The sequence below is a fragment of the Paraburkholderia phenoliruptrix genome (genome assembly GCF_902859825.1).
Taxonomy (GTDB): Bacteria; Pseudomonadota; Gammaproteobacteria; order Burkholderiales; family Burkholderiaceae; genus Paraburkholderia; species Paraburkholderia phenoliruptrix.
The window spans coordinates 70,184-93,776 of record NZ_CADIKB010000015.1; the positions used below are offsets into that span (position 1 = coordinate 70,184).

Sequence of the window (23,593 nt, forward strand, 5' to 3'; positions counted from 1 at the left end):
GCCGTGCGCCGCGACGTGCGAGCCGTCCGAGCACCCCGCAGACGCGGCACCCGAGCCTGTACAATCCCCGCCTCGCGGCTGCTGCGCTGCACCACAGCGGCCGCACGAGTTTGAATCGCATTTTTGGCGCGGCAATCATGCCAGTCCGGATTCGGCTCCGTCTTATTCAATACCGTAGAGGAACACCCGTAATGAAGATGAATTGGCGAAACACGGCTGCGCTCGCGCTCTTCGCGACGGCAACGGTCGCGGCAGGCTCGGCCATGGCGGCGGACATCAAGGAAGTGCGGTTCGGCGTGGAGGCGTCCTATGCGCCGTTCGAATCGAAGTCGCCGTCGGGCGAACTGCAGGGTTTCGACATCGACGTCGGCAACGCCGTGTGCGCGAAGCTGAAGGCGAAGTGCGTGTGGGTCGAGAATTCGTTCGACGGCCTGATTCCCGCCTTGCAGGCGCGCAAGTTCAACGCGATCAACTCGGATATGACGATCACCGACCAGCGTCGTCAGGCGATCGATTTCACGGATCCGATCTACACGATCCCGAATCAGATGATCGCGAAGAAGGGCAGCGGCCTGCAGCCGACGCCGGCGTCGCTGAAGGGCAAGCATGTCGGCGTGCTGCAGGGCACGATTCAGGAGACGTACGCGAAGGCGCGCTGGGCGCCGGCGGGCGTCGACGTCGTGCCGTATCAGACGCAGGACCAGATCTACGCGGACCTCGCGTCGGGTCGTCTCGATGCGTCGTTCCAGGACGCCGAAGCAGCGTCGAAAGGCTTTCTGAAGAAGCCGCAAGGCGCCGGATTCGAGTTCGCGGGTCCCGCTGTCAGCGACGAAAAGCTGCTGGGCGCGGGCGTCGGCTTCGGCATCCGGCGCGGCGACAAGGCGCTGAAGGATGCGCTGAACCAGGCGCTGAAGGAATTGAAGGCCGACGGCACGATCGACCGCTTCGCGGCCAAGTACTTCGACGTCAAGGTGGTGCTCAAGTAACGCCCCACGCATCGACGCATGAAAACACCGAACGGCCGCTCGATGCGGCCGTTTTGCATGGTGCGCGTGTCGGCTTCCCATCGCGATCATGTCATTTGCCCCGCGCCAAATATTTCCAGATATTGTTTTGTGGACATGTGCGCGCAAGACAGGCTGCGCTAAAATCGCCGGGCGCGCTGCGTCACGCTGCGCGCCGTCGCAAACGATAAACACAGGGCACGCGTAGCGTGCTGCAATAACCACAAGACAGCAGTAAGCGCCGGGGGCGCCTCGCGGGGGACCAGAATGAGCACCATTGCAGTCGAGAATCCGGGCCGTACGGGGGCCGCGGACGATGCGCAGTTGAACGCCAGCTTCGCGCGGCAGCCCATCCTGAATCGGGACGGCATGCTGTGTGGCTACGAGCTCAAGATTCGCGCGCCGGAATTGCCGCCCGAGGCGCCCGACGACCTCGACGCCGATCTCGACGCCGACCCCACCGACGAACCCGGCGCGCGAGCCGGTCGCGCGCCCACACCAGCAGAGCGCTCGGCGCGCGCCGTCATCCGCGGGCTGGTCGAGGGCAACGTGCGCAGCGCATTGACCGGGCACCCGGCGTATATCGACACGAGCCGCGATCTGCTGTTCGACAACGCCATCGAGCGGCTGCCCGCCGAGCGCTTTCTGTTCGAGCTGCCGCATGACATGCACATCGACGAAGAACTGATCGCCCGGATCGTGCAACTGCATGGCCGGCGCTATCGTTTCGTGCTGGACGACGTGACGCAGCCCAACGAGACCTTCGCGAAGCTCCTGCCTTACGCGGAAGCCATCAAGATCGACATCACGCGCGCGCCTGCGGCGCTTCTGCCCAAGTTGACGAGCGTGCTGAAGTCGGCGGGCAAGCTGCTGATCGCCTCGGGGCTCGACGCGCAAGCCGACTTCGAAACGGCGCACGGTTTAGGCTTCGACCGTTTCCAGGGCTATTTCTTCGCGCGTCCGCAAACCTCGCTGACGCGCCGTGTCAGCGCGCCGCGCCATGCGCTGCTGAACCTGTTGCAACTGCTCGCGGGCGACCCCACGGTCGCGCAGCTCGAAGCGGAGCTCAAGCTCAATCCGGTGCTGGTCATGCATCTGATGAAGCTTGCCAATTCGAGCGGCTTCGCGGTCGGCCACAAAGTGACGACGCTGCGCGAGGCGATCAATGCAACCGGCACCGACCGCATCGCGCGCTGGACGCAGCTGCTGTTGTATGCCGACGGCCGCAAGGTCGCACTCGAAGACGATCCGCTGCTGCAACTCGCCGCCACGCGCGCACGTTTCATGGAACTGGCGATCGAACGCCTGCCCGACGCCGGCCGCGACGAAGCGGACGCGGCGTTCCTGACCGGCGTGTTTTCATTCGTCGACGCGGTGTTCGGCGGCTCGCTCGAAAGCACGCTGAACGTGCTGACGCTGTCGCGCCCGATTCAGGCGGCGATTCTGCAACGCGAAGGCGTGCTCGGCCAGTTGCTCGCCGCCGTCGAGGCGCTCGAAAACGGCACGTGGGACAGGCTCGCCGCATTGTGCGCGACGCTTGCGCCGTTGACGGTGGAGGAGGTTGCGCAAATGGGGCTCGCGGCCGGTGCGTGGGCGGGGGTCGCGGACCGCAGCGCGGAAGGTCTGGAAAGAATCGAGGACTGAGGCCGCTGTCCGCATCGAAGCCGAATCAGACGGAAAAAAGCCGGCATGCACTCCATGCCGGCTTCAAAAACCACCTGCTGAACAATCTGGCGTCGGGCAAACACAGAATCGGGAGACTTGCTGTCGCGATCAACGATCACGCCACGTCTTTACATCGTCTCCATTTCCCGCATCTGCCCCAGGCCGAAAAAACGGCCTAACTCCTTGGCCAGTTCGTTCAGCACGCTCATCTCCTTCTGTGAGATGCGGCGTGGCTCCTGCGTATGAGACCAGTCGCCGTAGAGCAGAGCGACGGTCTGCTCCGTTTCGTCCACCACCGGCAATAGCACGAAGGCGCGGGCGTCGTCGAATGAACGGCGGAACCACTCGGGCAGCCGCGCGACCATTTTCGGATCGCGCGCATTTTCGATGAAAATGCCCACCGAATTCGCGATGGCCAGATGGAACACGTCGGGCTCGAAGGCCGAGCCGAAGGCGAGCTTGGGCAGCGCCGCGTCGATTTTCGGGCCGAGGCCGAGACGCGCCCGGAAAGTACCGTTGCTGTGCTTGACGAACACCACCGTGCGCGCGAAGCCGAGTGCGGCGAGCACCGTTTCCGAGGCCATGCCGAGCGCCGGCGCGAGCGAGCTGTTATCGGGCAGATTGCGCAGGTCTTCGACGCCTGCGGCGATGCGCGCCTCCGGGTTGAGCGCCTCGCGCGCAATCGCGTCGGCGTTCGCACGCAGCTCGACGATTTCGCGCATCACGCCGTCGCCGCCTTCTTCGCGGGCGAGCGCGACGCTCATCTCGAGGAGCACTTCCGGATCGGTGTTGAGCGCGCGGCTATATTCCTGCGCCAGTTCGGCAATGCGCTCCTCGCGCTCGAAGTCGGGCACGTTCTGCTGCGTGAGGACGTCCGCGACCGCCGTCGAGTAATTGGTGATGGCGCGCAGCCACTGCACCTGGCGCGGCTGCTCGGTGTCCTGCGGATCGAACTCGCCCATGCCCGAGCGGATCATGTCGGGCAGGCGCCAGCGCACGGCGGCTTCCTCGCCGATCTCGTCGAAGGTCACGCCGAGCACGAGCACGCACGCATCGTTTTCGAGCGTGCCGCTTTCGATGTGACGGCGGATCTGATCCCATTCCGCGTCGAGGTAGAACACCACCAGCAGTTTGCCGATCTGCCGCATCAGCGTGCAGACCACCGCTTCCTCGCCGGCGCGCAGATCGCCGCGCTCGGTCAGCTTGCGCGCGACGCAGCCCGAGAGCAGCGTGCGGTTCAGTTCGAGCTTCGCGTCGATACGCCGCGGCGCGCTGTGATGAAAGTGATCGACGATCTTCAGGCCGACGACGAGATGTCCGACGGCGTCCATGCCGAGCACCATCAGCGCACGCGACACCGTCGTGATATTGCCGCCGAATGCCATATACATCGCCGAGTTCGCGAGCCGCAGCACTTTTTGCGTCAATGCGAAGTCCGACAGCACCACCTGCACGAGGCCGGTGAAGTCGAGGTCGTCGTTGTTCATTGCCGCCATGGTGGTGCGCAACGACTGCGACAGCATGGGGAAATCGCCGCGCTCGCTCATTCGCGTCCAGAGCCGGTCGAGCACCGCCGCCTTTACCATGTGAGTCCCGCAAAAGCCATACGTGTTCCAATGAATGCCATGCCGGCGCGAAGCCGGCTGATGCCGCTCTTTGAGCGCCTGATCTGCACGCTAGGCAGTGTGCAGATAAAGGGAGCGCGCTTCGAAACGTTGCGCCAGTTCGTCGGATGGCAACGCCTGACAGACGAGCCATCCCTGTATGTGGTCACATCCCATCTCGGTGAGCAGGCTGCGCTGCGCTTCGGTTTCGACGCCCTCGGCGACCAGTTCGAGGTCGAGCGTCTGGGCGAGGCCGACCACCGCGCTGACGATCGCCTGGTCGTTTCGGGAGGTTAGCAGATTCTCGACAAAACTCCTGTCGATCTTCAGTTTTGCAAGGGGAAACCGTTGCAGGTAAGCCAGGCTCGAATAGCCGGTACCGAAATCGTCGACGGCAAAGCGGATGCCCATGGCCGTCAGGTCCTCCAGCAGCACCTTGGCGTGCGCGGGGTCGTGCATCAGCAGACTCTCGGTGATCTCGAACACGAGGCGCCGCGGGTCGATGCCTGTCAGGTTGATCGCCTCGCGCACGGCGTCCTTGAAGCGCGGATCCCGGAACTGCTGCGGCGACACGTTGACCGCGACATATTGCAGCGAGATGCCCTTTGCATCCCACTGGATCAGCTGCATGCAGGCAACCTTGAGCACCCAGTTGCCGAGAAAGTTGATGAGCCCGACCGATTCCGCGAGCGGAATGAACATGGACGGCGGCACGAGGCCGTGCACCGGATGCATCCAGCGGATCAAGGCCTCCACGCCGACCACGCCGTGCGTGCGGCTGCTCGTGATCGGCTGGAAGTGCAGCGAGAATTCGCCGTTGCGTACGCCGTCGTAGAGGTCCGCCTCCAGTTTCAGGCGTTCGGCGTCGGCGGGATTGTCGTCCGGCACGTAGAAGGCGAGCGTGTTGCCGCCCGCCGCCTTCGCCTGCAGCAACGCGTGGTCGGCCCAGCGCAGCAGGTGCGTGTCGTGCGCGGCGGTGTCGTTCGCGTGACGCACGTCCGGATAAAGCGCAATGCCGATGCTCGCCGACAGATGCACCTGCTGGCCGTTAAATACATACGGCTGCTGGATCGCGGTCAAGAGGCGCCGCGCCAGCGCTTCCGCTGCCGCGGCGGCGTCGGTGCGGTTGGCGGCGGGCTTGACGAGAATCGCGAACTCGTCGCTGGCGATGCGGGCCACCGTCTCGTTCGGGCTCGTCATGTTCAGAATGCGCCGCGCCGTGTCGCGCAGCATTTCGTCGCCGGCGTCGTAGCCGAGCGCGCGGTTCACCCGCTGATAATCGTCGATGTCGAGCAGCAGCAGCGCGGCGGGCGTGCCGTGCGCGTCGGCCCGCTGTTGCGCTTCGAGCAGCGCGGGAATCAGCGCGGACTGGTTGGCGAGATTGGTCAGCCGATCGAGATGGAGCGCCTGGATGAGGCGCTCCTCGCTCGCGCGCCAGGCCGACACGTCGAAGCCGGCGATCGCGAAGCCTTCCATGCCGTGGTGGCTGCTGCGCACCACGCGCAACTCGACGGTGATCGGATAGGTCAGCGACTTGATGAGCCCGAGCGTCGCCTTTTCGACATTGCCGGTGGTGGAGGCGCGCGCGAGCAGCGCGTCAAGGCGCGCCGTGTCGGTCTGAGCCACCAGTTCGTGCAGCGTGATGGTCTCCAGATACTCGCGGTGATAGCCGATAAAGCGCAGGCTCGCGTCGGACACGTAGATGAAGCGCAGCTCGTTGTCCACGTGCGCGAGCAGATCCACGGCGCCGACCACCTGTTCGAGTTGCGGCAGGGCGGGCGGCTCGGCTTGCGGTGTGTCCTCGACGCGCCGGCCACGGCCCAGAAGCCGGTCGACGACCGTGCGCAAGGAGCCCCGGCGGGGCGCGGTGATCCTGTTCGCTTCCATGTTTGTCGCTGGCAACCTGTGTTCGTCTGCGGGCGGGGCGGCTGGCCGTTCGCCTCGTCGGGGCGGCAAAACGGTATCAGGCCACCCCATCAGGACAAGATAACGACCCGCCGCCCGAAATCTTTAGTGGCTGCGCGAGAAAAACATCCCGTAAGGGAAATCGGCGCGCGACGGCCGCCGGAAATGGCCGATTCAGGGTTGATCCGGCGCGGATTCGGTTAAAGTGCGGTTGCCCCACGTCCGTTAATACGGCAAACCCCTGTGCGTTGGCGGCGCGCCGCTGCCGCTCAGGCCTTCGAAAGCTGCACCGATGATCCATGTCTGAACTTCATTTGGTCCGGGCCTCCGCCCGGCGCATCGAGGTGCGCGACGCGACCGGCGACGATCCCGACGCGGCTACGGCCGCGCAGTTCGTCTATCTCGGCCGGCAACCGATCCTCGATCGCGCGGGCGCCCTTAATGCGTACGAACTGCTGTTCCGGGCCGGCGCCCAGAACTATGCGCAGGTCACCAACGACGCGCAGGCGACCGCGCAGGTGGTGGCGCGCGCGCTCGGCGGCATCGGCGTGCCCGCTGTGCTCGGACGGCATCGCGGCTTCGTGAATATCGACCGCGAGCTGCTGTTCGACGACATCGTCCATGTCATGCCGCCGGAGCGGTTTGTGCTCGAAATCCTCGAAACGGTCAAGTTCGACGCGCAACTCGCGCGCCGGCTCGGCGAGCTGCGGCGCGGCGGTTTCCAGGTCGCGCTCGACGACGTGACGCAGCTCTCCGACGAACTGCTCGCGATGCTGCCGCATGCGGACATCGTCAAGATCGACTTCCTGCAGACGGCGCGCGCGCATCTGCCGGAACTCGCGGCGGCCATGCGCGGCCGAGGCAAGACGCTGATCGCCGAAAAAGTCGAGACGCGCGAAGACTTCGCGCTCGCCCGCGATCTCGGCTTCGACCTCTTCCAGGGCTACTTCTTCGCGCGGCCGCAAGTGCTGGCCGCGCCGCGCAACCGCTCGCCGCGTCCGGGCCTGTTGCGCCTGCTCGCGCTGCTGTCGCGCGACGCGGGCATCGTCGAGCTGGAAGCCGAGCTGAAGCTGAATCCGAGCGTCGTCGTGCAGTTGCTGCGCCTCGTCAATTCGAGCGCCTTCGGTCTTGGACGCAATATCGCGTCGCTGCGCGAGGCGATCATTGCGACCGGCACGCGGCAGATCGCCCGCTGGGCGCAGCTGCTGCTTTACGCGGACAGCGGCGAGCTGCCGTGGCGAGCCGATCCGCTCGTCCAGCTGGCGGGCACCCGCTCGCGCTTCATGGAGCTGGCCGCGGGCTGGCTGCGTCCCGCCGACGACGAATTCGCCGACGCCGCGTTCATGACCGGCATCTTTTCGCTCGTGCATGTGCTGCTCGGCAGCACGCCGAAAGCGGTGCTCGAAAAGCTCGGCCTCGCGCCGCAGATTCGCGAGGCGATCGTCGAGAAAAGCGGACCGCTCGGCACGCTCCTGCGTATCGCCCAGGCGGCCGGCGAGGGCGGCGACGCGGCGTCGATCGCGCGCAGCGCCGATGCGCCGCCGGAATTCGCCGCGCTCACGCCCGAGATACTGGCCGAGCTGAATCTCTCCGCGGCGGCGTGGTTCGGCGCGCATATCGAGGAGGCGGCGGCCTGATCGCCCGTCTGCCGATTCGCGACGACGTCGGCATCGGCATGCATGCCGTTTGCTGCATGCCGCATGCCGTTTGCGGCTTCTCGCACTTATTTTTCGCGTACGTGGTCCAATAGAGCGCAAGGCTGGCCGTTCATGCTTCGGTGCGGCGCGTTAGACGCTTGCATGCTGCTCGACCATCGGTCACTGCCGCTGAACGGCACAGCCGTGAATTCCTGCCGGAATCCGGTATGCATCGACGCACAAAGGATCGCAGATGAAGAGAAAGCTCATGCCGGCGGTGCTGGCCGCCGCAGTGTCGGTGGCGTGCGCCGCTTATTCGTTGGCCGCGCACGCGACGCTCAAGCCGGGCGACACGGCGCCGCCATTCACCGCAGAGGCGTCGCTCGGCGGCAAGACCTACACCTATTCGCTTGCCGACGAGCTGAAAAAGGGCCCCGTGGTGCTGTACTTCTACCCGGCCGCTTTCACCAAGGGCTGCACGATCGAGGCGCATGAATTCGCCGAGGCCGTCGACGAATACAAGAAATATGGCGCGACGGTGATCGGCGTGTCGCACGACAACATCGACACGTTGACGAAGTTCTCGGTGAGCGAGTGCCGCAGCAAATTCCCGGTGGCCGCGGACGCGCAGTCGAAAGTGATCGGCGCCTACGACGCCGGCATGCCGATGCATAGCTCGATGGCCAACCGCGTGTCGTATGTGATCGCGCCGGACGGCAAGATCATCTACGAGTACACGAGCCTTTGGCCGGAGAAGCATGTGGAGAACACGCTCAAGGCCGTGAAGGATTGGGCCGCGACGCACAAGCCGTAACGCTTCCGCTCGAAGGTTCGCGATGCCGATTCTGGTTGGATTATTCGCGCTGATCGCGCTCGGGTACGGCGCGGTGCGCGCGTTCGACGCGTTGCAGGCGGCTTTCGGCACGGCGGTGGCCGTCGGCGTCGCGGTGCTGGCCGCGTTGCTGCTGATCGCCGCCGTGGCTTACTGGCTGCGTCGCCGCAAGGAGGTTGCGCCGAATGTTCGCGACGGCAACTGGACACACCGGCTGGACGGCACGTGGGGCTCGGTGCGGCTCGCCGCGGGCCAGCGCTTTTGCGAGGTCCGGCTTGGCGGGGAAGAGGGCGCCTATATCTTTGCCGATCTGCTCGCCGCCGAGGTGGCGCGTCAGGAAACGCAATGGCAGCTCGCGCTGAAGGTCAAGGACGCCGCGCGCGGCGTCTGGCTGCTGCCGATGCAGAGCGAGCGGCAGGCAAGGCAATGGCAACGCATTTTTCTGCTCGCGATGGAGCAGAAGCTCTAACGCCGATTGCGCCGGCGGCATGAAGTCGAGCGGACGAGCTTTGCTTGTCGGCTTGCTTAAAGCTCGCCGCGCCCTGGCGCTTGCATCAGCTTACGTCAGCTCGTGCGGCATCGCGTGCCGTCGCATCCCATGGCATCAGGGCGACGGCGCGATACCGCGTCTGCGCGCCTTGCGCGACTCCCAGCGCACGCGGATCCGGTCCATGTACAGATAGACGACCGGCGTGGTGTAAAGCGTCAGCATCTGGCTCATGATCAGCCCGCCGACAATCGCAATGCCGAGCGGCGCGCGCAACTCCGCACCTTCGCCGCGTCCGAACGCGAGCGGCAGCGCACCGAGCATCGCGGCGAAGGTGGTCATCATGATCGGACGGAAGCGCAGGAGGCACGCCTCGTGAATCGCGTCGCGCGACGAGCGGCCGTGGCGCGACGCCTCGATCGCGAAATCCACCATCATGATCGCGTTCTTCTTCACGATGCCGATGAGCAGAATCACGCCGATCAACGCGATGATGCTGAACTCGGTCTGAAAGAGGAGCAGCGCGAGCAACGCGCCGACGCCGGCCGACGGCAGCGTCGACAGAATGGTGAGCGGGTGGATATAGCTCTCGTACAGAATGCCGAGCACGATATAGACGGCGGCAAGCGCGGCCAGAATCAGGATGGGCTGATCCGACATCGACTGCTGGAACGCCTGCGCGGTGCCCTGGAAGCTGCCGTGGATGGTGGCCGGCATGCCGATCTCGGCCATGGTCTGGTAGATCGCCTGCGTTGCGGTGGACAGCGACACGCCCGGCGGCAAGTTGAACGAGATTGTCGAAGCGACGAACTGGCTCTGGTGATTTACCGAAAGCGGCGTATTGCCCGGGCCGAAGCTCGCGATGGCGGAGAGCGGCACCATCGTTTCCTTCGACGTCGACACCGCCGCGCCCGACGACGCGCTCGACTTGCCGCTCGACGCAATCGAATTGATCGCCTGGTTGCGCGCCGAATCGGCGGCAATCGCCGCGGCGCTCGACGCTGTCGTGCCGCCCGTGCCGCCCGACGACGCGCTGGTGGACGATTTCGTCGCCGACGTGGTTGCCGTGCTTGCGGTGACCGTGCCCGCAGGTGCATTGGTGGTCTGCGCGCCGCTAGCGCTGCCGCCCGACGTGCTGATGTACACCTGCTTGAGCATGTCCGGGCTTTGCCAGTATTTCGGCGCCACTTCCATCACGACGTGATACTGGTTGAGCGGGTTGTAGATCGTCGACACCTGACGCTGGCCAAACGCGTCGTAGAGCGTGTTGTCGATCTGCGCAGGCTTGATGCCTAGCCGCGCCGCGCTCGCGCGGTCGATCGTGACCATGGCTTCCAGGCCGCCTTGCTGCTGGTCGGAATTCACGTCCGCGAGTTCCTTGCGCGCCTGCAGCGCCTCCGTGAGCTTCGGCCCCCACAGGTACAGGTCGGGTGTCGAATCGGCGAGCAGCGTGAACTGATATTGCGCGTTCGACTGCCGCCCGCCCACGCGTATGTCCTGCACCGCCTGCAGGAACGTGCGGGCGCCCGCGACGTCGGCAAGCGGCGCACGCAATTGCTGGATCACCTGATCGGCGGAAATCTTGCGCTCGCTCTTCGGTTTCAGCGAGACGAACATGAAGCCCGAATTGGTCTGCCGGCCGCCTGTGAAGCCGACCACGCTGTCGACGGCCGGGTTCTTGCCGACGATTTCCATCATCTGCGAGAACTTGCCTTTCATGGCCTGAAACGACGTGCTCTGGTCCGCCTGAATGCCGCCGATGAGCCGCCCCGTGTCCTGCTGCGGGAAAAATCCCTTCGGCACGACGATGTAGAGCCAGATATTCAGGCCGATGGTGGCGAGCAGCACGAACAGAATGAGCCGCGGATGCAGCAGCGCCCAGCCGAGCGTGCGTTCGTAGCCGCGCTGCATGCGGGCAAAGCCGCGCTCCAGCCAGCGGCCGAACCGGCCTTCCTCGCGCTGTTCGTGCGGCTCGCGCAAAAGGCGCGAGCACATCATCGGCGTGAGCGTGAGGGAGACGATGAGCGACACGCCGATGGCAAGCGACAGCGTCAGCGCGAACTCGCGGAACAGCCGCCCGACGATGCCGCCCATCAGCAGGATCGGCAGGAACACGGCGACGAGCGAGATGCTGATCGACATGACCGTGAAGCCGACTTCGCGCGCGCCGAGGAACGCGGCCTTCATGCGCGGCACGCCGTTCTCGATGTGGCGCGAGATGTTTTCGAGCACGACGATGGCGTCGTCCACCACGAAGCCGGTCGCGATGGTCAGGGCCATGAGCGAGAGGTTGTCGATCGAGAAACCGAGCAGATACATCGCGCCGAACGTGCCGATAATCGAAATCGGCACCGCGACGCTCGGAATGAGCGTGGCGCGCCAGTTGCGCAGGAACAGGAACACCACCATCACGACGAGCGCCACCGCGATCATCAGCGTGTGCTCGGTGTCTTTCAGCGACGCGCGGATGGTGGTCGAGCGGTCGGCGGTCGGTGTGATGTCCACGTCCGCGGGCAGCGACGCGTGCAGTTGCGGCAGCATCGCCGTGACGCGGTCGATGGTTTCGATGATGTTCGCGCCGGGCTGCCGGTACAGAATCACGAGCACCGAGCGCTTGCCGTTGAAGAGGCCGAGGTTGCGCAGGTCCTCCACCGAATCCACGACTTCGGCCACGTCCGACAGTTTGACCGCCGAGCCGTTGCGATACGCGATCACGAGGTCGCGGTACTGCGCCGCCTTGCTCGCCTGGTCGTTCGTATAGATCTGCACGCGGTTCTGGCCGAACTCAATGGAACCCTTCGGACTGTTGGCGTTGGCCGCGGCGAGCGCCGCGCGCACGTCTTCGAGGCCGATGCCGTAGTGAAACAGCGCCTGCGGTTCCAGTTCGACGCGCACGGCCGGGTTGGCCGAGCCGCTCACGTCCACTTCGCCGACCCCCTCCACTTGCGAGAGCGACTGCTGCAGCACGGTGGCCGCGGAGTCGTACAACTGCCCGGCGGTGAGCGTTTTCGACGTGAGCGCGAGAATCATGATGGGCGCGTCGGCCGGATTGACCTTGTGATAGGTCGGATTGCTGCGCAGGCTGGCCGGCAGATCGGCGCGCGCGGCGTTGATGGCCGCCTGGACGTCGCGCGCGGCGCCGTCGATGTTGCGGTTCAGGCCGAACTGCATCGTGATGCGCGTGGAGCCGACGGAGCTCATCGACGTCATTTCGGTGACGTCGGCGATCGAACCGAGGTGCCGTTCGAGCGGACTCGCCACGCTGGTCGCCACCGTGTCCGGGCTTGCCCCCGGCAACGACGCCTGGACCGAAATGGTCGGGAAGTCCACTTGCGGCAGCGGCGCGACCGGCAGCTTCATGAACGCGAAAATGCCTGACAGCGCGATGCCGATGGCGAGCAGCGTGGTGGCGACGGGGCGCGAGATAAACGGACGCGACAGGTTCATCGCATCAGTTCCCTGCGTCCGTCGCGCCGGCCGCCGGGCCGCCGCGGTTGAAGCGTTCGCGCGCACGGCGTGCCAGCGAGTCGAACGCGAGGTAGATCACCGGCGTGGTGAAGAGCGTCAGCAACTGGCTCACGATCAGACCGCCCGCAATCGCGATGCCGAGCGGCCGGCGCAATTCGGAGCCCGCGCCCGTGCCGAGCATGAGCGGCAGCGCGCCGAGCAGCGCCGCGAGCGTGGTCATCAGAATGGGCCTGAAGCGCAGCAGGCACGCCTGGTAAATGGCTTCGCGCGGCGCCTTGCCTTCCTCGCGCTCGGCGTAGAGTGCGAAGTCGATCATCATGATCGCGTTCTTCTTCACGATGCCGATCAGCAGCACGATGCCGATGATGCCGATGATGTCGAGATCGTGGCCGGTAATCAGCAGCGCGAGCAATGCGCCGACACCCGCGGACGGCAGTGTGGACAGAATCGTGATCGGGTGAATGAAGCTCTCGTACAGCACGCCGAGCACGATATACATGGTGACGATGGCCGCGAGAATCAGGAACAGTTCGTTCGAGAGCGACGCCTGGAAGGCGAGCGCCGCGCCCTGATAACGCGTCTGGAACGACGCCGGCAAGCCGATGTCCTTCTCCGCCTGCTCGATGGCCTTCACCGCCGCGCCGAGCGACGAACCGGGCGCGAGATTGAACGACACCGTGGTCGCGGGAAACTGGCTCAGGTGCGTGACGAGGAGCGGCGCCGGCTTTTCGACGAACCGCGCAATGGCCGAAAGCGGCACTTGCCCGCCGGACGACGTGGAAGAGGGCAGATAGATCGAATTCAGCGACTCGGTGTAATGCTGCATGGAAGGCTGCGCTTCCAGAATCACGCGGTACTGGTTCGACTGCGTAAAGATGGTCGACACGATGCGCTGGCCGAACGCGTCGTACAGCGCGCTGTCCACGGTGGCGGGCGTGATGCCGTAACGCGACGCCGTGGCGCGGTCGATCTCCACATAGACCGACTGGCCGTTGTCCTGCAGGTCGGTTGCGACGTCGGCGAGTTCGGGCGACTGTTTCAGGCGCTCGACGAGCTTCGGCACCCACGTCGTGAATTCGCCGATGTTGGGATCCGTCAGCATGAACTGATACTGCGTGGGGCTGACCGTCGAATCGATGGTCAGATCCTGCACCGGCTGCATGTACAGCGACGCGCCGGCGATGTGCGCGACGTCCTGCTGCAACTGGCGGATCACTTCGCTCGCGGTGTGGCTGCGGTCGTCGCGCGGCTTCAGGTTGATGAGCATGCGGCCGCTGTTCAGCGTGATATTGCTGCCGTCCACGCCGATAAACGACGTGAGGCTCTCCACGTCCGGATTCTTCAGAATCTGCGCGGCGAGTTCCTGCTGACGCTCGGCCATCGACGCATACGAGACCGACTGCGGCGCCTGCGTGATCGCCTGGATGACGCCCGTGTCCTGAACCGGGAAGAAACCCTTCGGAATGAACACATACAGGAGCGCGGTCAGCGCGAGCGTCAGCAGGGCGACGACGAGCGTGGCGCGCTGCCGGTCCAGCACCCACGTGAGCGCGACGGCGTAACGGGCGATCACCCAGTCGATCGCACGGTGCGCGCGCGCTTCGAAGCGGTGGCTCTCGTGCGGCGGCGTGTGCCGCAAGAGCTTCGCGCACATCATGGGCACGAGCGTGAGCGACACGACCGCCGAGATCACGATGGTGACGGCCAGCGTGATTGCGAACTCGTGGAACAGCCGGCCCACCACGTCGCCCATGAAGAGGAGCGGAATCAGCACGGCGATCAGCGAGACGGTCAGCGAAATGATCGTGAAGCCGATCTGCTTCGAGCCCTTCAATGCGGCTTCGAGGGGCGATTCCCCTTCTTCCACGTAGCGTGCGATGTTCTCGATCATCACGATCGCGTCGTCGACGACGAACCCGGTCGCGATGGTCAGCGCCATCAGCGAGAGGTTGTCGAGCGAAAAGCCGCACAGGTACATCACGGCGAGCGTGCCGATCAGCGAAAGCGGCACGGAGAGACTCGGAATGATGGTCGCGTAGACGTTGGCGAGAAAGAGGTACATGACCAGCACGACGAGCACGACCGACATCGCGAGTTCGAACTGCACGTCGCGCACCGACGCGCGGATCGTGGTGGTGCGGTCGGTGACGACCTGCACGTCGAGCGCAGCGGGCAGCGCCTGCTGCAACTGCGGCAGCAGCTTCTTGATGTTGTCCACCACCTGAATGACGTTCGCGCCCGGCTGGCGCTGCACGTTCAGGATGATGGCCGGCGTGCCGTCCACCCACGCGCCGAGCTTGGTGTTCTCGGCGCCTTGCACGATGGTCGCGACGTCGGTGAGCATCACCGGGCGGCCGCCCTTGTAGGCGACTACCGCGCTCTTGTAGCCGTTCGCGTCCGTCAACTGGTCGTTCGCGTTGATCGTGTAGTTGCGCGTGGGGCCGTCGAAGTTGCCCTTCGGCGTATTGACGTTCAGGTTCGAGATGGTAGTGCGCAGGTCGTCGAGATTCAGACCGTACGCGGCGAGCGCGCGCGGGTTCGCCTGAATCCGCACGGCCGGCCGCTGGCCGCCCGACAGGCTGACAAGACCCACACCGGCGACCTGCGAGATTTTCTGCGCGAGACGCGTGTCGGCCAGATCCTGGACTTGCGTGAGCGGCAGCGTTTTCGACGTGATCGCGAGCGTGATGATCGGCGCGTCGGCCGGATTGACCTTGGCGTAGATCGGCGGCGCGGGCAGGTCGGACGGCAGCAGGTTGCCCGCCGCGTTGATTGCGGCCTGGACTTCCTGCTCGGCGATGTCGAGCGGCAGATCGAGGCTGAACTGCAGCGTGATGATCGAGGAACCGGCCGAGCTTTGCGACGACATCTGATTGAGCGACGGCATCTGGCCGAACTGCCGCTCGAGCGGCGCGGTGACCGACGAGGTCATCACGTCGGGGCTCGCGCCCGGGTAGAACGTCTGCACCTGGATGGTCGGGTAGTCGACTTCGGGCAGCGCGGAGAGCGGCAGAAAGCGCAGTGCGACGAGGCCGACGAGCATGATTGCCGCCATCAGCAGCGCGGTGCCGACGGGGCGCAGAATAAAGGCGCGGGAGGGATTCATGCGGTAAGTGCCGTGCCTTTATTGCGAAGCTTGCGCCGCGTGCTTGCCGTGGTGGGCGCGCGCGCCCGATGCGCCCGCCGCACCTGATGCGGCATACGCTGCCGCGCCGCTCGCGCCCGAAGCAGCGCCGGCGGCCCGGGCGCCCCGCGTGCCTGAAGCGCCCCGCGGCTTGTCGGCCGGAATGGTGATCTTCGCACCTTCCTTCAGCCGGTCCGAACCGTCGATCACGACGCGCTCGCCGACTTGCAGGCCCGACTTGATGCTGGTGCGTTCGCCGTCGAGGGGACCGACCTTCACGGGCCGCACGGTCACCGTATTGTCCGGCTTCACGACGTAGACGAACTGGCCCATGGAGCCGTTGAGCACGGCCGAGGTCGGGACGATCACCGCGTCCTTGATGGTATTGACGAGAAGGCGCGTGTTGACGAACTGATTCGGGAACAGCAGGTTCTTGCTGTTCTGGAAGATCGCGCGCAGTTTGACGGTGCCGGTGGTGGTGTCGATCTGATTGTCGAGCGTCTCCAGCGTGCCGCCCTCGAGCGACGTGGTATTGCTGCGGTCGTAGGCGGTCACGGAAAGCTTCGCGCCGGTTTGCGTCTGTTCGAGAATCTGCTGCAGGTTGTCTTCCGACGTGGTGAAAATCACGCTGATCGGCTGCAACTGCGTTATCACGACGATGCCGTTGGTGAGGCTCGGCGTCACGTAGTTGCCGGGATCGACCTGGCGCAGGCCGACGCGCCCGGACACCGGCGCGGTGATGCGCGCGTACACGAGGTCGAGCTTGTAAGTGTCGACGTTGGCCTTGTCGGCCTTCACGGTGCCTTCATACTGACGCACGAGCGATGCCTGCGTATCGACTTGCTGGCTCGCAATCGAATCTTGCGACAGCAGCGTCTGATAGCGCTTCAGGTCGAGGCGTGCGGTTTGCAGCAGCGCTTCGTCGCGAGCGAGCGTGCCTTGCGCATTGTCGAGCGAGATCTGGTAGGGACGCGGGTCGATCTGGGCGAGCACGTCGCCCTTCCTGACCATCTGGCCTTCCTTGAAATACACGTCCTGCAACGTGCCGCTCAACTGCGGCAGGACCGTCACGTTGGCGAGCGGCGTGACGGTGCCGAGCGCGGTCAGCACGACCGGCATCTCGCCTTGCGCGGCGGTGGCCACATGCACCGGCTGCGGCATGTTGGCCATGGCGCCAGGGCCGCCGCGGCCCGGCCGGCCGCTATGTGCGCCGCTTGCGCCGGGTGCGCTGCCGCCGGGCGACCCCCACGGATGCCAGCGCCACAGGACGAAGCCGAGGATCAGCAGCGCGAGGACGATGAGCGCCGCATTGCGGCCGCGGTGGCTTCTGAGGCCTCCGGGCGGCGCATCGTGCCGCTGCGGCTGATGCGGGCCGGAGGGGCGCGACGGACGGTCTGGCGCGTCGTCGAGCGATCTGGGAGAAGCCGGATCGGCGTGGCGTGAAGTTTCCGAATGCTGTTGTTGTTCGTCCATCGGTTCGATCAGTGACTGGCTTGGAAGTGAGGCGTACGCGCGATTGTGCCGCATCGACGCAAGGCGCTTGCCCATGCGGACGGCACGACAGGCGGTTTCGACAGCCGGCGGGCGGCGCGTGTTCAGCGCGATGCTACCCGAGACGCGGACAAGGATGCCCGCGCGGCGCCGCTCAAGGCCCGCCACGCGGGCTCGGGCAGGGCATGCCGGACGGCCTCGCGCCAGATCGCGCGGGCGCCTCCGCCACAGGAATGCATGATCCTACGTCCCGTGGTCTGTAACAGTCCACCCGCGTATTTTTCCTTTGATTACGCCGGTTACAGGATGCGGGACGTTTCCTTTGCGCAGGGCGGGGCAGGGAAGCCGGGCGGGTGCCGCGCCCGTCAGTTGTCCAGGCGGCGCGCCGGTGTGCCGCCGATTTCGAGCACGATGCGCGCGACGCAGTCGAGCAGATCGGGCCCGGCGCGGCTGATGAGCCAGTCGCGCGGGCACTGGTCGGCCGAGCCGCCGCAATTGACGGCGTAGCGTTCCCCGGAAGGGCCGGTGAAGCCGAGCGCGATTGCGTTCAGGCCGTCGTACCACTCGCCGGTGGCGATGGCGAAACCGCGCTCGATGGTTTCCTGCAGCGCCGCTTCCAGGCGGCCGCCGACGTGGCCCCAGTCGTCGCCCTCGGCGGCCTGGAGGCCGGTCAGCAGCCTGGCGCGATCTGCTTCGTCGAGCGCGGCGAGATAGGCGCGGCCAATCGCGGTGCGGCAGAGGCTCATGCGCGCGCCGACTTCGAGACGCGACACCAGCACGGCCGAGCGCGGCCGGATCACGTCGATCACCACCATGTCGAGGCGGTCGCGCACCGCGAGATGCACCGAGAGCCGCGTACGCTCGGCGAGCTCGATCAGGAATGGCCGGGCGCGCGCGCGGATGTCGAAGTTGCGCAAGAAGCCGTTGCTGAGTTCCAGCACCGACGACGTCAGCACGAAGCGTTCGCTGTCGGGCAGCCGGAACAGAAAGCCGGTGCCGACGAGCGTCGCGGTGATGCGCGAGACCGTGGGTTTCGGAATGCCCGTGATTTCGGTAAGTTCGCGGTTGCTGAGCGGCGCGTCTGCCGCGGCAATGGAGCGGAGCACCGTCAGGCCACGTGCCAGCGCGGTGACCTCGTCGCCGGAGCCGTCTTTTTCTTTGACGGGGTCGGCGGCGGTGCGGATTCGCGTTCGTGGGTTCATGGATTTTTGGAACGATATTTCAGATTACTCCCGTCGGCGCGGGGGCCCCGGCGTCTTTTCATGCATGCGCGGCGGCCTTGCAGCCGCGGCGCAGCGCCGGATTTCCTCCTATTATTCATTGTATCGGAATAATTTTCCGCGGCGGCCCGAAGCTGTTCAGATTTTGCTTGACTTAGTCAGGATAACCATAAAAAATGGAACCTCATTTCGAAACAAAGTATCAGGGTTCGCACGTTTGTGCCGGCGCCCCGGCCTTTGTGCGACGGGGCGGAAGTTCGGTGAGTGTTGTCCCGGTCCGCGGCGGCAGTCGGTGCCTTGCACCGCATAGTACGTGTAGTCGCCCGCCTGTTTTCGAAATACCCTCTCTCAGGTTCTAGCACGGCCCTCGGAATGGCTAGAACTTTTCAAGGCGTCACGGAAACGTGACGCCTTTTTTTTGCGCTTATTGGGACACAACAAAGTCCGCAGCAACGGGAATAACCGAGTTCAGAGACAACAAAGTCTGCAGCAACGGGAAAAGTCGTTGTGCGCCGCGCCATTTCATCGGCAATTTTGAGCGGTCTCGAGATACTTGGTTTGACAGCAGATTTGTCGGGTGCGCGAGCTTTTGATCACCCCAATGCCAAGGCTCCCTCGCGTCACGCCGCCTGTCGCAATCTGAATCCGAGCCTCCTTGCTGACGAGCGCGGCCCCTATTCTTATTCCAGTCGTCGTGCCGGTACTGGACCGTGCCCGGGCTCGCGGGCGCCGGTTCGCTCTCGATGCAAACAAGAGTTCCGACAATCTCGGGTTGCTGGAAGCACGCGCTTATGCAGAGCGTACCGCTTTGTCATTGCGCTTTCCGAATCCTTCCAAACGCAGGAATTCAATTGTTCATGCGCAACGCCTCCTCGAATAAAGACGCCAATACGCCTGACGAAAACGCAAAGCCGGGCATTCATGCGCCGACTATCGCGCGGTACATGGGCGCGCCCGTGGAACTGACTAATCTGTATAGCGTGAATCCGCTCGATTCCGCCGTGCGCAGCACGACGGGCGCAGCGCTTCATCGCGCTGCTCGGCATGCTCGATAGGTTCAGCGGCCATTTCAGCGTCGTCGAGCCCTGAGCAGGCGCTCCCGGTTGCGCCCATTACCTACTTGCACATAAGGCAATCAACAATGGTCAATTCAGCCTATCGACCCGGTCGGGCGTGGAGTATTGCTGCTCTGCTGACTGGCCTCGCGCTGGTCAACTTGCTCGACAAGATCGTTCTCGGCATGGTGGCCGTCCCCCTGATGGCCGAGCTCAAGCTGTCCCCGGCGGAGTTCGGCGTGTTAGCCGGGAGCTTCTTCTGGTTGTTTTCACTATCCGGCGCGGTCCTGAGCTTTCTGGCGGATCGCTACCCCGCACGCTGGATTCTCCTCGTGCTTGCGCTCAGTTGGTCTGTACTGCAAATACCACTCGTTTTCGCGCATGATGTGATGAGTTTTCTGGTTTGCCGCGTGGTGCTCGGCGCTGCCGAGGGGCCGACCATTGCAGTCTCAATGCATGCGCTTTTCAAATGGTTTCCGAACGAGAAGCGAAACCTTCCGATGGCGGTCTTCAATCAAGGGGCGGCGGTCGGACTGGTTCTCGCGGGCTTGCTGATTCCGCTCGTCTCAAAGCACTGGGGATGGCGGTTGAACTTTGTACTTCTTGCGGTCGTCGGCGCGCTCTGGTGCCTCCTGTGGTTGTGCTTCGGGCGCGAAGGCAGTCTCGCCGCGGTGCCCGGCGCTTCGCCCGCAGCCCGCGATCAGGCAGTCTCCGATACCGCGATGGCCCGGCTGCCATACCGTCGCATTGTAACCATGCCATCCATGCTGATCCTGCTACTGCTCGGGTTTTCGGCGTATTGGTCCGGTGCGCTGATTCTCACGTGGCTGCCCGCGTATCTGCAAATGGGACTTGGCTTCGGCGCCGTCACTTCCGGCCGGCTATTTGCGGGCGTGCTGCTTCTCACGGCGCCTTACACCATTGCTCTGGGTTGGATCTCCGACCGCATGCTGGCGCGCGGCGCGTCAAGCAGGAAGGCGCGTGTCAATATTGTTAACGCGGCATTTCTGCTGGGCGGCGTGCTACTCATCGGACTGACCATGATCGACGTGCCACCGCTTGCCAAGGTGGCGGTCCTTGGCGTCGCGACATGCCTTCCGACAATCTGCTTTGCCTTTGTGCCCGCGATTCTCGCGGAACTGGTGCCGGTGGGCCAGCGTAGCTCGGTGATGGGGATATACCTTGCCGTGGCGACCACCGCAGGAGCGATCTCACCGGTGGTGGTGGGGCGGCTGGTGGAACAGGATCGCGGCATGGGCGCACACGGCTATCAACTCGGTTTCGCCATCGGCGGGAGCCTGCTGATCGTCGCGGCGCTGCTTAGCGCCCGCTATCTGCATCCCGAACAGGCGCATCGTCGGTCGACGATTGCATCGCGAGGCGTCGCGTGACGCGATCGAGCACTTTCCTCAGATCGAATCGCGCAGATGTCGATGCTGCCGCGCAGCTTCTCCGACCTGGCGATCGAATGGGCATCGTACGGCCGCGTCCGATTCAGGGCCGTGCGGTGCGCACGCGTATCGTGGAGGCAGTCGTTATCGTCAGCAAATCGACGAGGGGTGGCGCGCAAGCGCCGTCACTTGCATGGTCATATACGGGAATAAGGGCAACGCTGAAAGAATGGTGTGCAATTCGTCGTGCGAGTCGACATCGAATACGCTGTAGTTCGCGTACTCACCGACGACGCGATGCAGTTGCTGCCATTTTCCTTCGTGTTGCAATTTTTGCGAGTAGGCCTTCTCGCGAGCCTTGATTTCCTCGGCTTGCGCTTGCGGCATGTCGTGCGGCAGGTGTACGTCCATTCTGACCAGATACAGCATGTTTGCTCCTGAAGAAGGCGCTCCCTCGCACATTGGAAGGAGCATCGTGACGATAGTGAATGACGACGGGCGCTCACGCGCTCCTGTCGCGCCGGTAGAAAGCGAGCTTGTCTTCATCGATCTGCAGTCCGAGCCCTGGGCCTTCCGGGATGTGGAGATCGAAGTCGCGGTACTGAGGGCGAGCGGTCACAATGTCATCCTTGAGCAACAGCGGGCCGAAAAGCTCGGTGCCCCACGACAGTTGCGCAAGAGTGCAAAAGCCGTGGGCTGAAGCGATGGAACCGATGCTGCCCTCGAGCATCGTGCCTCCATACAGCGACACGCCAGCGGCGTCGGCCACTGCCGCTGTGCGCATCATCCCGTAGATGCCGCCCGACTTGGCAATCTTCAATGCGAATACGTCGGCGCACGCGCCCCGCACGAGTTCCAGAGCGTCTTCGGGGCCCGCCACGCCTTCATCGGCCATGATCGGCACGACGAAGCGCGCAGCGAGCCGCGCGAGCGCTCCGCGCTGCTCCCGCGGCGTGGGCTGTTCGATGAGATCGATGCCGGCCTGCTCGAGCGCTTCGATACCTCGTGCGGCATCTGCTTCGTTCCACGCCTGATTCACGTCGACCGTGACCTTCGCGCGCTCGCCCAGGGCTGCCTTGATTTTCGACACGTGAGTCACGTCGTCCCGCACGCTGCGGCGACCGATCTTAAGCTTGAAGGTGTGGTGGCGGCGCTCGGCGAGAAGCATTTCGGCTTCCTCAATATCGCGCTGGGTGTCGCCGCTCGCCAGTGTCCAAAGCACCGGGAGCGTCTTGCGTACGGCGCCACCAAGAAGCGCCGAGACCGGCACGCCGAGGCGTTTGCCCTGGGCGTCCAGCAGCGCGGTTTCGATGCCGGACTTGGCGAACCGGTTGCCACGTGCGACTTTGTCGAGCCTTGCCATCGCTGCGTTGATGCTGGTCGCGTCCTGGCCGACTAGCGCGGGCGCGAGATAGGTGTCGATGGTCAGCTTGATGCCTTCGGGACTCTCTTCTCCATAAGACAAACCGCCAATGGTGGTGGCTTCACCAATGCCTTCGATGCCATCGCTCGAGCGCAGACGGATGATGACCATGGTTTGCTGCTGCATCGTGGCCATCGACAACTGATGCGCGCGAATGGTCGGCAGGTCGACCAGAACCGCTTCGACGGAGGTAATGTGGGCGTTCATACCGGGGGAAAGAAGTGAATGGTTGAGCGGAGTATGGCGCGGTCAACATTCGCCTGTCCAAGACCATCGACGTCTAGTGCGATACCCCAGGGGTATGACAAACCTACGGTGCCGCGTCGGTACGCGGTGTATGGGGTATGCGCTCCTCTTCGTAGAGCCGATAGATGAGTGCGAGCATTTCCTTGATGTCCCTCGACTCGTCGAGCGCGCGCATGCTCATGATGAGGGGCGACACCAAAGTGGGATCGTCCAACTCCTTGTAACTCACATCGTCGCGCTTCAGGCCGTACACACTGCTCGGAACAATAGAGATCCCTTCGCCCGCCGCAACCAGACCCAGCGCAATCTGCAATTCCCGGACTTCGTAGATGCGGCGAGGGGTGAGCGCACGGTCCTGGAAAGCCGCGAGGACCTGATCGGCATAGCTCGGCCTCGGCGCCTTCGGGAAAATGATCAGCGTTTCCTGGATGACGTCTCGAAGCGCGAGCACAGGCTTCGCAATCGAAAGGGGATGCCCAACGGGAAGCGCGACAATCATCTTCTCCTCGCGCAGAATCACGCGCCGAATGTTGGCGTCCTCATGGCGGATCCGACCGAAACCGACGTCGATGCGGCCGTCCTTGAGCGCGCGAATCTGATCCATCGTCGACATTTCGTGCAGGCTGAGTTCGACGGTCTTGTTCTCATCACGGAAGCGCCGAATGATTTTCGGCAACATTCCGTAGAGCGTCGAGCCGACGAAGCCCACCGAGAGGCTGCGCTCGATATTGCCGACGCGCCTCGTCATGGACTCGAGGTCGTGAGTCTGCGCGAGCAACTGCACGGCATGCGAGTAGAAGAACTTGCCGGTCTCGGTCAGTTTCAACGGGCGCGAGTTGCGCTCGAACAGTTGTACGCCGAGTGATTCTTCGAGTTGCTGAATTTGCCGGCTCAACGGAGGCTGCGCGATATGAAGCCTTTGCGCTGCGCGGGTGAAGTTACGCTCCTCGGCCACCGCCACGAAATAGCGAAGATGTCGCAACTCCATCTCTATACCTCCTTGATATGGCGCAATACTAAATCAGTCTTGGACCGCGCCGT

The 23,593-nt window shown here is 64.4% G+C and carries 16 protein-coding genes; 7 read left to right on the plus strand and 9 right to left on the minus strand.

Annotation, left to right across the window (positions count from 1 at the left end; translation table 11 throughout):
• Positions 1-191 precede the first annotated feature (191 nt).
• A complete protein-coding gene (locus HV711_RS16965; RefSeq protein WP_013587971.1) occupies positions 192-986 on the plus strand; it encodes an ABC transporter substrate-binding protein in 795 nt (264 codons plus the stop codon).
• 285 nt (positions 987-1,271) lie between these two features.
• A complete protein-coding gene (locus tag HV711_RS16970; RefSeq protein ID WP_035478682.1) occupies positions 1,272-2,648 on the plus strand; it encodes an EAL and HDOD domain-containing protein in 1,377 nt (458 codons plus the stop codon).
• A 149-nt stretch (positions 2,649-2,797) separates the two neighbouring features.
• Here HV711_RS16970 and HV711_RS16975 read toward each other — a convergent pair whose 3' ends face one another.
• Together HV711_RS16975 and HV711_RS16980 are read right to left on the minus strand one after the other, a co-directional pair.
• Positions 2,798-4,255, minus strand: coding sequence for an HDOD domain-containing protein (locus tag HV711_RS16975; protein WP_013587973.1), 1,458 nt, complete (start codon positions 4,253-4,255; stop codon positions 2,798-2,800).
• Between the two features lie 90 nt (positions 4,256-4,345).
• Entirely contained in the window at positions 4,346-6,160 is a 1,815-nt protein-coding gene (locus HV711_RS16980) for a putative bifunctional diguanylate cyclase/phosphodiesterase (protein ID WP_028361047.1), read from the minus strand.
• Positions 6,161-6,477: 317 nt separating this feature from the next.
• Here HV711_RS16980 and HV711_RS16985 point away from each other — a divergent pair, with 317 nt between their 5' ends.
• The 3 genes from HV711_RS16985 to HV711_RS16995 all read left to right on the plus strand — a co-directional run bounded on the left by HV711_RS16985 (position 6,478) and on the right by HV711_RS16995 (position 9,116).
• Positions 6,478-7,815, plus strand: a complete 1,338-nt coding sequence (locus tag HV711_RS16985; RefSeq protein WP_013587975.1) for an EAL and HDOD domain-containing protein — start codon at positions 6,478-6,480, stop codon at positions 7,813-7,815.
• 253 nt (positions 7,816-8,068) lie between these two features.
• Positions 8,069-8,629 carry a peroxiredoxin gene (locus tag HV711_RS16990; RefSeq protein ID WP_013587976.1) on the plus strand — a complete coding sequence of 187 codons (561 nt, stop codon included), beginning with the start codon at positions 8,069-8,071 and terminating at the stop codon, positions 8,627-8,629.
• A gap of 22 nt (positions 8,630-8,651) precedes the next feature.
• Positions 8,652-9,116 (plus strand): hypothetical protein, encoded by a 465-nt coding sequence (locus HV711_RS16995; protein ID WP_035478683.1) that lies wholly within the window; start codon positions 8,652-8,654, stop codon positions 9,114-9,116.
• 135 nt (positions 9,117-9,251) lie between these two features.
• Here HV711_RS16995 and HV711_RS17000 read toward each other — a convergent pair whose 3' ends face one another.
• The 4 genes from HV711_RS17000 to HV711_RS17015 form a co-directional block, all read right to left on the minus strand.
• A complete protein-coding gene (locus tag HV711_RS17000; protein ID WP_035478684.1) occupies positions 9,252-12,581 on the minus strand; it encodes an efflux RND transporter permease subunit in 3,330 nt (1,109 codons plus the stop codon).
• Positions 12,582-12,585: 4 nt separating this feature from the next.
• Positions 12,586-15,708 (minus strand): MdtB/MuxB family multidrug efflux RND transporter permease subunit, encoded by a 3,123-nt coding sequence (locus HV711_RS17005; protein WP_035478685.1) that lies wholly within the window; start codon positions 15,706-15,708, stop codon positions 12,586-12,588.
• Between the two features lie 18 nt (positions 15,709-15,726).
• Entirely contained in the window at positions 15,727-17,199 is a 1,473-nt protein-coding gene (locus HV711_RS17010; RefSeq protein ID WP_035478724.1) for an MdtA/MuxA family multidrug efflux RND transporter periplasmic adaptor subunit, read from the minus strand.
• Between the two features lie 383 nt (positions 17,200-17,582).
• A complete protein-coding gene (locus HV711_RS17015) occupies positions 17,583-18,419 on the minus strand; it encodes an IclR family transcriptional regulator (RefSeq protein ID WP_013587981.1) in 837 nt (278 codons plus the stop codon).
• Positions 18,420-19,294: 875 nt separating this feature from the next.
• On the opposite strand from HV711_RS17015, the gene HV711_RS17020 reads away from it, so the two are divergent.
• The gene (locus HV711_RS17020) at positions 19,295-19,492 is read left to right on the plus strand and encodes a hypothetical protein (RefSeq protein ID WP_175145162.1); all 198 of its coding nucleotides are present in this window, start codon (positions 19,295-19,297) and stop codon (positions 19,490-19,492) included.
• Between the two features lie 86 nt (positions 19,493-19,578).
• Positions 19,579-20,883, plus strand: a complete 1,305-nt coding sequence (locus HV711_RS17025; protein WP_035478687.1) for an MFS transporter — start codon at positions 19,579-19,581, stop codon at positions 20,881-20,883.
• 150 nt (positions 20,884-21,033) lie between these two features.
• Here the strand turns inward: HV711_RS17025 and catC are convergent, their stop codons facing one another.
• From catC to HV711_RS17040, 3 genes are all read right to left on the minus strand, one after another.
• Complete coding sequence (gene catC / locus HV711_RS17030; protein ID WP_035478688.1) at positions 21,034-21,312, minus strand: muconolactone Delta-isomerase; 279 nt, start codon at positions 21,310-21,312, stop codon at positions 21,034-21,036.
• Positions 21,313-21,385: 73 nt separating this feature from the next.
• Positions 21,386-22,513 (minus strand): muconate/chloromuconate family cycloisomerase, encoded by a 1,128-nt coding sequence (locus tag HV711_RS17035; RefSeq protein ID WP_035478689.1) that lies wholly within the window; start codon positions 22,511-22,513, stop codon positions 21,386-21,388.
• A 103-nt stretch (positions 22,514-22,616) separates the two neighbouring features.
• The gene (locus HV711_RS17040; RefSeq protein WP_035478690.1) at positions 22,617-23,540 is read right to left on the minus strand and encodes a LysR family transcriptional regulator; all 924 of its coding nucleotides are present in this window, start codon (positions 23,538-23,540) and stop codon (positions 22,617-22,619) included.
• Between the last annotated feature and the right edge of the window lie 53 nt (positions 23,541-23,593).

Coding starts and splice junctions, on each gene's coding strand:
- catC (WP_035478688.1), bottom strand. CDS start 21,312: ATGCTGTATCTGGTCAGAATGGACGTACACCTGCCGCACGACATGCCG.
- HV711_RS17000 (WP_035478684.1), bottom strand. CDS start 12,581: ATGAACCTGTCGCGTCCGTTTATCTCGCGCCCCGTCGCCACCACGCTG.
- HV711_RS16980 (WP_028361047.1), bottom strand. CDS start 6,160: ATGGAAGCGAACAGGATCACCGCGCCCCGCCGGGGCTCCTTGCGCACG.
- HV711_RS17005 (WP_035478685.1), bottom strand. CDS start 15,708: ATGAATCCCTCCCGCGCCTTTATTCTGCGCCCCGTCGGCACCGCGCTG.
- HV711_RS17025 (WP_035478687.1), top strand. CDS start 19,579: ATGGTCAATTCAGCCTATCGACCCGGTCGGGCGTGGAGTATTGCTGCT.
- HV711_RS17010 (WP_035478724.1), bottom strand. CDS start 17,199: ATGGACGAACAACAACAGCATTCGGAAACTTCACGCCACGCCGATCCG.
- HV711_RS16975 (WP_013587973.1), bottom strand. CDS start 4,255: ATGGTAAAGGCGGCGGTGCTCGACCGGCTCTGGACGCGAATGAGCGAG.
- HV711_RS17035 (WP_035478689.1), bottom strand. CDS start 22,513: ATGAACGCCCACATTACCTCCGTCGAAGCGGTTCTGGTCGACCTGCCG.
- HV711_RS17020 (WP_175145162.1), top strand. CDS start 19,295: ATGCGCAACGCCTCCTCGAATAAAGACGCCAATACGCCTGACGAAAAC.
- HV711_RS17040 (WP_035478690.1), bottom strand. CDS start 23,540: ATGGAGTTGCGACATCTTCGCTATTTCGTGGCGGTGGCCGAGGAGCGT.
- HV711_RS16970 (WP_035478682.1), top strand. CDS start 1,272: ATGAGCACCATTGCAGTCGAGAATCCGGGCCGTACGGGGGCCGCGGAC.
- HV711_RS16965 (WP_013587971.1), top strand. CDS start 192: ATGAAGATGAATTGGCGAAACACGGCTGCGCTCGCGCTCTTCGCGACG.
- HV711_RS16995 (WP_035478683.1), top strand. CDS start 8,652: ATGCCGATTCTGGTTGGATTATTCGCGCTGATCGCGCTCGGGTACGGC.
- HV711_RS17015 (WP_013587981.1), bottom strand. CDS start 18,419: ATGAACCCACGAACGCGAATCCGCACCGCCGCCGACCCCGTCAAAGAA.
- HV711_RS16990 (WP_013587976.1), top strand. CDS start 8,069: ATGAAGAGAAAGCTCATGCCGGCGGTGCTGGCCGCCGCAGTGTCGGTG.
- HV711_RS16985 (WP_013587975.1), top strand. CDS start 6,478: ATGTCTGAACTTCATTTGGTCCGGGCCTCCGCCCGGCGCATCGAGGTG.